A 12,793-nucleotide genomic window follows, 5' to 3' on the forward strand; every position below is an offset into this window, starting at 1 on the left:
TTTTTAAGCGTCCTCGTCTGTAAGCATTGTAACAAAGCATTGAGCAAGACTCATAAGTTTGATCCCGGTCTTTTTGAGGAGTGGGGAGGTAGGGGAGCAGAGGGGCAGGTGGTCACTGAGCGTAGCCGAAGTAGGAGCAGGGGAAGAAGAATTATTGACAAATGACAAATGACCAATGACCAATGACAAATGACAAATGACAAATGACCAACGACAAATAACAAATGACTAAAAAACTAACCTGGATAATTTGGGGATTAACTGCTTCTTGTCTGAGTGCGCCGGTAATGGCTTCGGCTTTAGAGTCTGCTTTGGGAACTAACGGTATTGATGCTTTGAAGCTACACCAAGCTCCTTATAATTTAATCGGTCGCAAGATTGCTATTGGTCAAGTGGAAATTGGTCGACCGGGAATGTTTGGGTGGGATAAGGCAGTGTCTAAAAATCGTGCCATATCTTTAGCAGCGGTTTTCTTACGCAATGGCCCAGCTAAGTCTAATAGTGGTGTTGACCCCCACGCCTACAATGTCGCTGGTGTGATGGTGAGTCAAGACAAAGCTTTGCCAGGAGTTGCGCCGGGAGCGCGATTGTATTCATCAGCAGTGGGTTCGACTAAAAACATGGGTCAGCCAGAAGAGTGTTTATCGGCACAACACATAGCACTCCAAAATAGTGGCGATGTCCGTGCGATTAACTTTAGCTTTGGGGAACCTCTGAGCCGCGATCCTCGACCGGAAGCTACTTTAGACGGCAATGCTTTATTAACTTTATGTGTTGACTGGTCTAGTCGCGTTCATGATGTTTTGTATGCGATCGCAGGCAACCAGGGCAAAGGCGGCATTCCTATTCCTACAGATAATTTTAATGCAATCAACGTGGCTTTTTCATCCCGCCGAGGGGGAGTTTTTAACAAAGTAGATGTGGCTAATCTGGCGGGTGTTAACCAAGGGGTGAATCAAAGACTAGCTGGAAAGGAATTTGACCTTGATGGGCGTCGCGCTATCAGTTTAGTTGCTCCTGGTAATAATATTCCTTTGCTCAATCCAGATGGCAAATTGAACAAGGTTACAGGTACTAGTTTTGCCGCACCTCAAGTTACAGCTACCGTTGCTCTGTTGCAGGAACTTGCAGACCGACAAATGCGGACAAAACAACTCCACTGGAGCATTGATTCTCGGCGTCATCAAGTGATGAAAGCTGTGTTGCTGAATTCAGCAGACAAACTTCTAGATAGCGGCGATGGCTTAAAGTTGGGAATGACTCGGACGCTAATTGATAAGCAAAATCAAAACTGGCTAGATTCTGATGCTTATAAAGATCCAAAGATTCCCTTAGATGCCCAAATGGGAGCGGGTCATTTGAATGTATTTCGCGCTTATCAGCAATTTAATGCTGGTCAATGGCAAGCATCAGCTGCGGTACCGGCTATTGGTTGGGATTATCGCACAGTTGATGTTGGAGCATCTGTTGACTATATATTAGCAAAACCGTTAAAGCAGGGAAGTTTTGTTGCTGTCACCCTGAGTTGGGATCGATTGGTAGAACTCAATGATAAAAATAAAAACCAGCAATATGATGTAGGCGAAAATTTTCGCGATCGCGGTTTAAATAATCTCGATCTCTACTTAGTAAAAGCTGATGCTCAAAATTCGGAAGCTGGTGCTGTTTGCTCCTCAATCAGCCAAATTGATAGTGTAGAACATATTTTCTGCCCCGTTACTGCTACTGGCAATTACAAAATCCGCGTCCAATTTCGTCAAAAGCTCAATGAAGCGACTCAACCCTACAGTTTAGCTTGGTGGAGTGTACCTATTAATTGAAATAAGTTAGCACAAATATCTGTGTAAAATTACAGCGTTTTTCTCGTTCTCATACGCAGCATGAGAACGAGATTTCTAGCCTCTGATAAATTTGATTCGATCTATAAAAACCTCACAGAAGTGCTTATTTTTCGAGCGCGTAGCTTACAATACGTTTATACGTAAAGATAAAAATTCTTAGAAATCAAATTTTTTTATAAGTCGTCTGTATAGCCGTCTCAATCAAGAATTAGCAACTCCACAAGTTGTATTTAATTACTCTGAGCTACTAATTTGCTGTTACGAAAACTGTAACAGTCCCATTTTTCTATTGGAGTAAATGCAATAGTTAATCATTGACACAGTATCTGCGTCAACTCTGAGCACAAATCGGGAATCTTTGGCAAGTGAGGTAGCAGAATGAATCGCCATAAATTGAGTGATGCGAAAGAAAATTTCCTGCAAAGACGTTACGGTGTTAGTCTAGGCAGACGTTATGCTTTGGCCGCTGCAAGCGTTGTTCTATTCAGTGTATTAGGGTGTTCTCAAGTCGATAGTAATAAAAGTGCCATTGCCCAATCTAGTTTACCTCAGCCAGAAAATCCATTGCAAAAAAAAACAGTCAACACTGATACAAAAATTGTTGAGTCTAGCAACAAGTTTGGCTTCAAACTATTTTCAGAAGTTCTGAAAAACGATCGAGGTGAGAAGAATATTTTTATCTCACCTTCGAGTGTTGCGATCGCTCTTGCTATGACTTATAACGGCGCTAGCGGCTCGACTCAACAAGTAATGGCAAAAACCCTAGAATTACAGGGAATGAATCTACCAGAAATCAACTCTTCTTACGCGGCGGTATTAAAACAGCTTTTAGACAATTCGGATACGAAAGTGCAATTGAAAATTGCTAACTCACTTTGGGCAAATCAAAAGGTTAGCTTTGCACCAGACTTTCTCAAGAGAACCCAGGACTTCTATCAAGCCAAAGTCAGCAATTTAAACTTTCAAGATGCCGCCGCATCTAGCATTATCAATAATTGGGTCAAAGAAAATACTAACGGTAAAATCACTAAAATAGTTGAAAAAATTGAACAAAATCAGGTATTGTTTCTGATTAATGCCATATATTTTAAAGGTAATTGGAGTAACGAGTTTGACAAGAAAGAAACTGCTCCATACCCTTTTTACATCACATCTAACAGACCAAAACAACACCCAATGATGTCACAGAAGGGTGATTATAAATACTATGAAAGCGAAAAATTTCAGGCAGTTAGTTTACCTTATGGGAAAGATGGTAAGATAAGTTTTTATATATTCTTACCCAAAAAGAATTCCAACCTCAAAGCATTTTATCAAGACTTGAATGTTGAGAACTGGGAAAAATGGATGACTCAGTTCAACAATCAAAAAGGGTTTATTCGCCTACCCCGCTTCAAAACAGATTACGAGATTACACTCAATGATGCTTTAAAAACTTTAGGTATGGGAGAGGCTTTCAGCAACAAAGCCAATTTTTCTGACATGGGTAAAAATTTTGCTATTAGCCAAGTTAAGCATAAAACTTTTGTTGAAGTAAACGAAGAAGGCACTGAAGCGGCTGCGGCTACTTCAGTGGGAATAGTAGCAACATCTGCAAGACAAGAACCAGAACCATTCCGAATGATTGTCGATCGTCCCTTCTTCTGCGCCATCAGGGATAATCAGACGGGAAACATTTTGTTTATGGGTTCAATTATCGAACCACAATGAGCAGATAAGAGGGATTGAAGTGAAGACTTCATCTTGTTAAAAAAGAACTTCCAACAAATAAAATCCCCAGTGAATATACAGCATATTTCAAGTTGATGAGGTACACAAGCTCGCGTCTGTTACCCAGATATAAAACATGTTTTAATCCTGAATTCTGCTGTAAAAGATTAGTTTACATTCACTGTATGTGCGGATAATAATTTTTATAATTCATTATCCGTAAAGGTAACTATGGATGGTAAAAATCTTTTTAGGGATGGAAAAAATTCTAACCTCGTGGCATAATCATCTATTTGTGAGAGTTCCAGTTCAATTGTTTGCTGTTCTGTTCGATCAAAAAGCAACTGAATTTGATAACTTGTCCAGAATTGTTCGCCTAGTTCATCTTCTAAATCAAAAGGCTGTTCTTCATCACCCCATATATTCGACCAAAGGACTATTTGATTAGCCCGAAAATGGTTTTGACCTTTTGTATCTCCAACTACAAAATATACTTCGACATTTAAATCAAATCCCAAATCATCGACTTCTGCCTCTGCTATCTGACAGCTAACGACAATTAAAGTATCTGGGTTAATATCTACTACCTGCTGTTGGCGTTGTAATAATTCTTGAAATACGAAATTAGGTAATAACTTTGAACTCTCCTCAAGTAGGTTTTTTTGAGTTTCTGGAGAGTAACGATTTTTTAATTCTTGCGTAATTAAATTTAAAATATCTTCACTGGCTAAATTAACAACTATCTGTTTATTTGCGGGATTAAGGAAACATCCTTGATTAAGATTAATGTGTTTTTTATTTGGCATAATTCACAAATCAAGCTCAAACAAAGGTAAAGAATAAATATTACTTTAGCTTCTGTTCTCTATTTTTAGCAAGACAACAAAACCATGACTAAAGTCACAGATCAAACATACACAAGATAAACAATAATTGTTAAATTAGTAATGATTTGCAATAATCGTCCAGTTAAAAGGTTCGATTTCTATCGGGGCTTGTGACTGATTTTTCTTACTCTTTCAGCAACATCGTTTTTTTATGTGTAGATTAATTGGCTATCTTGGTAACGCCATCCTCTTAGATGAGTTGCTGTATAAACAAGAGCATTCGCTCTACAAACAAAGTTACAGTCCTTTGGAATTAAAATCAGGAGTAGTTTGTGGAGACGGAGTAGGTGTAGGCTGGTACGACGAAGTGGGTAAACCCTTCATTTACCGAAATACTATCCCGTTGTGGAACGAGCCGAATCTGGAAGAGTTGAGCAACTATGTACAATCCAGTTGTACTGTAGGCTATGTCCGATTAGCTGGGACAGGTGAATCGCTCGACATTAGCAATTGTCAGCCATTTCGTAGTGGCAAACTTTTGTTTGTGCATAATGGCGAGATATCAAACTTTCAACAAACTCTTTGTAGACCAATACGTGAGAGCCTCTCTGATTCCACTTACCGCCTGATTAAGGGCACGACTGACTCTGAACACATCTTCGCCCTACTAGTGGAAATATGGCAGTCCTCTCCAGACAGCACTCTGTTGTCAGCATTAAGTAAAACAGTTCAAAAATTGACTAAGTTGGCATCAGAACACGACACCAGCTTTAGTACCAATGTAATTGTCAGTGATGGTCAAGCAGTTGCAGCAATTCGCTATGCTTATCGCACACAAGCACCTACTCTTTATTGGTCTTATGATGAACTCAAGCAGCCAAACCAAGTTATTGTTGCTTCTGAGCCTTTATCTAATCACCAAAATTGGACTGCTTTTGATGAGCAAAGTGCGCTATTTGTTGAAGCGCAGTCATTACAGCCAACAATTAGCCTATTGGAGAGATTTGTTCCCATTGGGGTTTAAAAAAGCATTGCGATTTTGGGGAAATTGAGCTTTTCTCTTTAAAGTTGGTGCGATGGTAGACAAGCAACAGCAATGCTTGTGCCAAAAGACAACAGTTGGAGGCAAGTCAGAGAGACAACATACGTCTTTCAACTCCTTTGGAAGCTAGCGTCACCGATAGCGAACGCGAGTGCCTCTTGTAGAGTTGCGTTAGCGAGTCATCGGTGACGCAATCATCATTTCTTTATGGCTCCTTTGTACTTTGTCCACCACTATACTCATACAAGCTAGTAGTTCGCCAAGGAAACGCAAGCGGGGTAAAGGGTAAGGGGTAAAGGGACTCATGTTTTAATTTTTTCCCCTTTCCCCTTTCCCCTTTTCCCAGTCCAAACATAGGAATTTTGGGTTGGCAGACTACTAGAGCGATCGCATACTTACTTATAATTCGATAAGAAATGCCCTGTTGCCTGATTCAATCCAATTTCAGTTACCCTGAATGACCCAAATAGTTTTATGATTCTCTACGAAAGTATATTTGAAATTATTTTAGGTCTACCACCAAAATATTCTCAAGCTGATTCTGGAACATGATAAATCACCTTTAAGTGATTCGTGCAATACTGGTTTTGAACCTTCTTCCAGGGTCAAATAAAGTACAGGGAGATGCAAAAGTATGGCTGAACACTCATTTCACGACCAACTGAGTTTAGAGGAACAAACTGAAAAACTCGGCAAGCAAGCATTAAGCTTGGGTTTGATTCCCAGCTTTGTAGTGCATTACTTTCCTGATACTTGGGTATTTTATATACCCAATGAAACTAAATCGGAACCGCTGACACCAGAAGAGGCATACTTTCGTTTAAAGCAACTGGTTAAACAGTAGATATTTTGACGACAAATTTTTGAAGACAACGGCTAGACACTGCAATTGTTAAGTAACAGTAGTTATGGCGAAACCAGCAATTTTAACCGTCGATGACGATCCAGAAGTATTGCAAGCGGTGTCACGAGACTTGCGTCATCAGTATGGCGATCGCTTCCGCATTGTTCGGGCAGATTCCGGGATCGCGGCTCTGGATGTGGTGCAGCAACTAAAATTGCGGAATGAACCAGTTGCTCTATTTCTAGTGGATCAACGTATGCCCCAAATGGGAGGGGTGGAGTTCTTAGAACGAGCAAAAAGTATTTTTCCCGATGCGAAACGTGCCTTGTTAACGGCCTATGCAGATACGGATGCTGCGATTAAATCAATTAATAGTGCCAGACTTGATTATTACTTACTCAAGCCTTGGAATCCACCAGAAGAGAGATTATATCCGGTTTTAGATGATTTGCTAGATGACTGGCTAGCAGGATTTCGCCCACCCTTTGAAGGCATTCGAGTCATTGGTAATCGCTGGTCGCCTTTTTCACATCAGGTGAAAGACTTCCTAGCACGTAACCAGATTCCATTTAAGTGGTTAGATATTGAACTGGAGCCGGATGCCGAAAAATTGGTGGAATTCGCCCAAGCTGATTGTAGACAACAATTACCCTTAGTGATGTTTCCCGATGGTTCCCGGTTAATTCAACCATCTAATTTAGAGATTGCCGCCAAAATTGGACTGCAAACTCAGGCAGAGCGTCCCTTTTATGACTTAGCGATCGTCGGTGCTGGGCCTGCCGGACTGGCAGCCGCCGTCTATGGCGCTTCTGAGGGATTGAGTACTGTCTTAATTGAGCGGGAAGCGCCAGGAGGACAAGCAGGTACGAGTTCGCGGATTGAGAACTATTTGGGGTTTCCGATTGGCTTGAGTGGCAACGATTTGGCAAGGCGGGGAGTCACCCAAGCGCGGCGATTTGGAGTAGAAATTCTCACTCCTCAAGTAGTAACTGGGATTCGACTAGAAGATCCTTATCGGATTCTGCAATTAGCAGATGGTAGCGAGATTAGTTGCCATGCACTTTTAGTTGCAACAGGCGTTTCCTATCGTTTGCTAAAGGTTCCAGGAGCCGAGAAGCTTACAGGAGCAGGAATTTATTACGGTGCTGCCATGACTGAGGCGATCGCCTGCACCAACGAAGAGGTTTACTTGGTAGGCGGGGCAAACTCTGCTGGACAGGCAGCAATGCATTTTTCTAAGTATGCCAGCAAAGTGATTATGTTAGTACGGGGTCAGTCACTAGCATCAAGTATGTCTCAATATTTGATTGACCAAATTGCTGCAACTGAAAATATCAAAGTTTGCACGGGTTGCACCGTCGTGGAAGTGAAGGGAGAAGAACATTTAGAAGCAATTACGATCGCTCATACTAACAGTGGACTAACCGAAACCGTGTCTGCGCGATCGCTGTTTATTTTCATCGGTGCTAGCCCCAAAACCGATTGGCTCGATGGCGTTATTCAACGTGATGCTCAAGGATTTATCATCACAGGGCCGGACTTAGCGCATAATGGCAAATCTCCTCGTGGTTGGTCTGTAGAACGCTCTCCTTTCTTATTAGAAACCAACATTCCCGGAATTTTCGCAGCCGGGGATGTCCGCTATGGCTCAATTAAACGGGTAGCATCCGGTGTGGGAGAAGGTTCGATCGCCATTCAATTCGTTCACCGCTACCTAAGTAATGTTTAGCTAAAGCAGCCAATACTAAGCTGTATAAAATCTGCAAACCCTCTCCCCTGCTCCCCTCCCCTCCCCGGTCACTGAGCGTAGCCGAAGTGCTGCCCCCTGCTCCCTGCCCCCTGCTCCCTGCCCCCTGCCCCCTGCCTCCTACCTCCTTCATTGACTTGCATTGATCCCAATTACCCCGATGATGATTAAGGAGATCGACACAAGTTTGATGAATGTGGCAGATTCCCGAAACCAAATAATCCCAATAAGAGCTACTAGAATAGTTCCTAATCCAGCCCAGACAGAATAGGCGATACTTACTTCAAGTTTCTTGAGAGCAAAGGTCAAAAAAGTAAAACAAAGTCCATAGAAGACAAATATTAATACTGAAGGAACTATTTTAGTAAATCCCTGTGATAATTTCATGCAAGTTGTGCCTGAAACCTCAAAGAGGATTGCTAATATAAGGTAAATCCAACTTGTTGACATATTTTTTGTAAGTGGTTAGTTAAGAGCAACTCGCCCTAAAAATAGAATAAACACTCCTGAAGTAACTCATTAAAAATTTTTACAAGTGTAATATCAATTCTCAATGAAGATGCTTTGGAGGAAGAGCGTTGCGAAAGCAAATACCCCTCTTATGTCACTCTCCGGAAAGTCAATCTCTGAAAGCTTTATCAGTCGGTCAATACAGGCTTTCCTATTAGAAAAAAATAGGTCTTGTATTTGTTATTAGGAAATAATCGAGCGTAGGCGTAGCCCGTCGTAGACATCGCTGGCTATACATAAGCTATCTTATTTCAGAAATGGCAAAAGTTTTCGGAGACTGACAGAAGAGGGGTATTTACTAAATTTATTATCTTTTATCATATATTTAAATAACCTGAGTTCGGGTTAAGCTGTTTGGGAAAAAAGCCACTTCATCTGAAGACTAGGCTTTTTAGGTTGATGACAATAAGCAATTAATCCACACAGAACATTAACGCAGAAATTAACTCTCTCTTCGGTGTCTAGAATGCTCAATCTGAGAAATGTTCTTGAGTTGGTCGTTAATTGTCTCAATAATTGAGCGTTTACGTGACAAAAGCTTGTCGTGAAGACGCATCAACTTGTTTTTCATGTTACGACGGGGTTTGGCAAAAAATTGGATTCCGAACTCTTTCAAAAGTTGAGAAGCAAGTTTTTCAGAAACATAGCCGCGATACCTTCGGTAAGCTTCGCTAACGCCAAAGACTTTGCCAAAAAGACCACTCAGTAAATCAGGAACTAGTTTACGGTCATCAATATTACCAGGAGTCAAAGTTACATTTAAGAGTTGACCAAGCTCATTGACGACTTTTATGTTGCTTAAAACCAAAGAACCAATCCACAGAAGTTTTTCCACGAGCGGCTAAACCATCAAATACTTTATGTTGAGAAATCCGACGGTTATGACAGACCTTAAGACTAGTCGAATCGATAAAACCGATACCCGTACAACTTCCAAAACAATGCTTCAGGTAAACGCACAAAGGTATCAAGGTTGATGGTATCCATTCAATGAATCGTTGATAACTTGGCAGGGCTGGAAATGCACAACTAAGAAAGCTGTTTGACATGATTCAAATAAAAATGCTTAAAATTCCGGTAGTGATTTTGATGAAATGCAATCAGTATCGTCATTATTTCACTCAAATACAGACTTTTAGCCCGAATCCGTCTGCTGACTGCATTTACCAACAGCTTTTTATGCCATTGGCTTTCAAATGCCTTACAGAAATCATCTACATGGCAAAATAAAGCATCTAAACTAAACATAGGACAGGTGCTGGATTTGACGTTATTTTCAGCTTACTACCTGTCCCTTTCTTTATCCCGAACTCAGGTTTAAATAGTTTATCAGTCCTATTGTATAAGTTGAATAGACTCCCTTTTACCCCCCTCTTATAAAGGGGAGAAACTTAAAATATTGCCCCTCCACGTATGTATTGGGAAGGGGTGATTCAAGGATTTTTGCAAGAGGCCTATTGATTAAAATCAGCTAAAAACAAAAAAAATAAATATTAAACAAATTCTCATCTTAAATTAATTTAAGTAATGGTACGATGCTTTAAATTATCCTTTGTGATGAATTCAATGATTCATTGAAAGGTGTTCTATGCAAATAACAGATTTTCTTGGTCTTTTACATCCAGCGATCGCAATTATATTCGTGTTTCCACTCATTGGTACAATAGTTAATTTTGCTTGGCAAACACGCCAACGCAGATTGCAAATTTTAGCAGGTAGTAAGAGTAAAATTCCTCCAGTGGTAGGTGCAGAACATAAGCAGTTAGGTGAAAGGCTCACGAGTGCAGTTGTTGGATTAACTTTAATCGGATTAAGCTACTCTATTGGTAAAAATATTATCAAAAATCAACTATGGAATCAAACACCTTTTCAAGTGATTTTTATACTGCTAATATTTGCTGCCACCATCGCCTCATTAGTATTTCTTTATCGGGCAAAACAGCGGGTGTGGCGGGCAGTTTTTGCAACTTTAACTGGTGCAGGTTTAGTAATTATAGGCTGTCAAGATGGAGTCTATCGCCGCACCAATGAGTGGTATTGGTCACATTACTATATTGGCATTACCGCAGCATTGCTAATGATTTTTTCATTAGCAATTGTTCAAGATATTTATCAAGATAAGTCCAATCGCTGGCGTCTTGTCCATACGATTTTAAATTGCATTGCTTTGTTGCTATTTATTGGACAAGGTATGACAGGAACGCGAGACTTATTAGAAATTCCCCTGAGTTGGCAAGAACCCTATATTTATCAGTGTGATTTTGTTAATAAAACTTGTCCAACACCAAATTCCCAAGCACCGAAATAAGCAGGGGAGCAGGGGAGCAGCACTTCTCTACGAGAGGCTGTGCCCCAAGCGTAGCTATGCCGCAGACTGTACGGCTACGCTCAGTGACCAGAGAGCAGGGGAGACAAGGAAACAAGGAGATAAACAAAACTCCTAACTCTTAACTTTTAACTCAGCACTCACACGGGCTAAACGCCCCGCTATCCATGTACAGCATTCAGCACTCCTAATGCCCAATGCCCAACTATGATAATTTACTTGCCTAATTCATTGTAGTGGCAGAGTGACAATTACTGTTGTACCTACACCCTGCTTACTTTCTAATTGAATATGACCACCATGTAACTCCACACATTTTTTAACTATAGTGAGTCCTAGTCCTGTTCCTTGAATTACACCCACATTGCTGGCGCGATAGAAGGTTTGAAATAGATGAGTTTGATCTTTGAGAGGAATCCCCATTCCCCGATCTTTTATTTGGAAAATTGCGAGGCGATCTTTGCAAATTAAATCAAACCAAATAGTGTCACTTTCAGGAGAATATTTAATGGCATTGGAAATCAAATTAGTTAAGATACAATTTAGTAAGTCTTCATCAATTTGGGCTTGGGTCGATTCACCTTGACAAGTAAAGATAATGCTGTGCTTACTACCTGCATTGAGTTGAAGAATATCTGTAAGTTCGCTACACAAATTTTCTAAATTTAAAAGTGTAGGTTTGTATTCGAGTTTAGTTGCTTCCGTTTTACTCAAGAATAATATCTCATCTAAGAGATTAAGCATCTGGTTGATAGCATTTTGTATTCGATCGAAATATTTAGTTCTTCGGAGATCAGTTAGTCTATAACTGTTGTATTGAAGGATATCTACAGCCGTCTGAATCGTAGTCATAGGGGTGCGGAACTCGTGAGAAACCATTGCTACAAAGTTTGACTTTAACTCGTTGAGTTCCTGTTCTTTTGCCAGCGCTTGACGGGTGCGTTCTTCACTCTCGCGTAGTTGGTTGAGAATTTCGCTTCTTTCAATGGCATAGCGAATGGCACGCACTAACCATTGTATAGTGATTTTATCTTTAACTAGATAGTCTTGCGCTCCTTCTGCTAATGCTTGCAGTGCTAAATCTTCATCATCAACACCTGTTAATACCACAACTGGGATATCAGGTACTGCTGCCATAAATTCTTTCAACGTGTCCAGTCCAATAGAGTCTGGAAGGCTGAGGTCTAACAAAACTAGGTCGAATCTGCGTTGCTTTCGACTCTCTATCTGAGAATTATCTATATTAGACGTAGAATTTACTCTGCTAGCTTCTATCGCCTCAGATAACTGTTCAACATGTAACATCTGCCATTGTTCTTGATCTGAATTTAAAAATATCCGGCGTAGGAGATAAGCATCACTTGCACTATCTTCTACTAATAGAATGTGAATTGTGAGCTTTTCCATAATACAGGGTTATATCAATTTGTTAGATAATCACCTGATTTCCTATTTTTTAGATAGGGCTAGAATTCATGTGCTTATTAGAAGGTTAATAAGCGCTTATTAGATATATATTTAAAGATACCTTAATTTGCGTTGAAGGTAAAATAAAATACTGTTCCTACGTCTGGCCCAGTTTCGACTCAGCCCAGATGCGATCGCCATATCGCTCAACGATTTTTTTGTAGATAGCTAGACTAATGCCAGTACCAAAAAATTCTCGACGAGTATGAAGACGGCAAAAAACCTCAAAAATTCGCTCAAGATATTGAGACCATTATCCTGAGCGATCGCTAGATGTAAATTACTAAGAGCTAGCTAGGGGCAGTATTCCAGTCAACGAAAACAAATTCATGATTGCAAGTACCCACACGAGAATAAACATAGCTGCGGTAAGCTACGCTAACGCCCCAACGTAGAGACAATCCAATTTTTGACACAAAAACAAGTGGAGATGTAGTGTAACACCACATTTCCACTCTAAATTTAGTGTATTAGGGTTA

The 12,793-nt window shown here is 40.4% G+C and carries 10 protein-coding genes and 1 pseudogene; 6 read left to right on the forward strand and 5 right to left on the reverse strand.

All coding sequences use genetic code 11. The features are described 5' to 3' along the window. Positions 1-224 precede the first annotated feature (224 nt). Complete coding sequence (locus RM368_RS16565) at positions 225-1,820, forward strand: S8 family serine peptidase (RefSeq protein WP_322695063.1); 1,596 nt, start codon at positions 225-227, stop codon at positions 1,818-1,820. Positions 1,821-2,219: 399 nt separating this feature from the next. Further along, positions 2,220-3,551 carry a serpin family protein gene (locus RM368_RS16570; protein WP_322695064.1) on the forward strand — a complete coding sequence of 444 codons (1,332 nt, stop codon included), beginning with the start codon at positions 2,220-2,222 and terminating at the stop codon, positions 3,549-3,551. A gap of 203 nt (positions 3,552-3,754) precedes the next feature. Here RM368_RS16570 and RM368_RS16575 read toward each other — a convergent pair whose 3' ends face one another. Continuing rightward, entirely contained in the window at positions 3,755-4,357 is a 603-nt protein-coding gene (locus RM368_RS16575; protein ID WP_322695065.1) for a hypothetical protein, read from the reverse strand. Between the two features lie 232 nt (positions 4,358-4,589). Between RM368_RS16575 and egtC the strand changes: the two genes are divergently transcribed. The 3 genes from egtC to RM368_RS16590 all read left to right on the forward strand — a co-directional run bounded on the left by egtC (position 4,590) and on the right by RM368_RS16590 (position 7,993). Then, positions 4,590-5,402, forward strand: coding sequence for an ergothioneine biosynthesis protein EgtC (gene egtC, locus RM368_RS16580; RefSeq protein WP_322695066.1), 813 nt, complete (start codon positions 4,590-4,592; stop codon positions 5,400-5,402). A 652-nt stretch (positions 5,403-6,054) separates the two neighbouring features. Beyond that, on the forward strand, positions 6,055-6,264 hold the full coding sequence (locus RM368_RS16585) for a hypothetical protein (RefSeq protein ID WP_322695067.1): 210 nt from the start codon (positions 6,055-6,057) through the stop codon (positions 6,262-6,264). Between the two features lie 64 nt (positions 6,265-6,328). Next, a complete protein-coding gene (locus tag RM368_RS16590; RefSeq protein ID WP_322695068.1) occupies positions 6,329-7,993 on the forward strand; it encodes an FAD-dependent oxidoreductase in 1,665 nt (554 codons plus the stop codon). A 147-nt stretch (positions 7,994-8,140) separates the two neighbouring features. Here the strand turns inward: RM368_RS16590 and RM368_RS16595 are convergent, their stop codons facing one another. Together RM368_RS16595 and RM368_RS16600 are read right to left on the reverse strand one after the other, a co-directional pair. Continuing rightward, positions 8,141-8,461: a multidrug efflux SMR transporter gene (locus RM368_RS16595; RefSeq protein WP_322695069.1), complete on the reverse strand. Its 321-nt coding sequence runs from the start codon at positions 8,459-8,461 to the stop codon at positions 8,141-8,143. 405 nt (positions 8,462-8,866) lie between these two features. Next, positions 8,867-9,769 (reverse strand): annotated as a pseudogene (locus tag RM368_RS16600) (IS982 family transposase). A gap of 340 nt (positions 9,770-10,109) precedes the next feature. Between RM368_RS16600 and RM368_RS16605 the strand changes: the two are divergent. Then, positions 10,110-10,829: a DUF4079 domain-containing protein gene (locus RM368_RS16605; protein WP_322695070.1), complete on the forward strand. Its 720-nt coding sequence runs from the start codon at positions 10,110-10,112 to the stop codon at positions 10,827-10,829. 246 nt (positions 10,830-11,075) lie between these two features. On the opposite strand, the gene RM368_RS16610 is transcribed toward RM368_RS16605, so the two are convergent. Next, positions 11,076-12,254: an ATP-binding protein gene (locus RM368_RS16610; RefSeq protein ID WP_322695071.1), complete on the reverse strand. Its 1,179-nt coding sequence runs from the start codon at positions 12,252-12,254 to the stop codon at positions 11,076-11,078. Between the two features lie 157 nt (positions 12,255-12,411). Then, positions 12,412-12,546 (reverse strand): ATP-binding protein, encoded by a 135-nt coding sequence (locus tag RM368_RS38775; protein WP_416212238.1) that lies wholly within the window; start codon positions 12,544-12,546, stop codon positions 12,412-12,414. Between the last annotated feature and the right edge of the window lie 247 nt (positions 12,547-12,793).

This window comes from Nostoc sp. DedSLP03 (genome assembly GCF_034530815.1).
In the GTDB taxonomy this organism is placed as follows: domain Bacteria; phylum Cyanobacteriota; class Cyanobacteriia; order Cyanobacteriales; family Nostocaceae; genus Nostoc.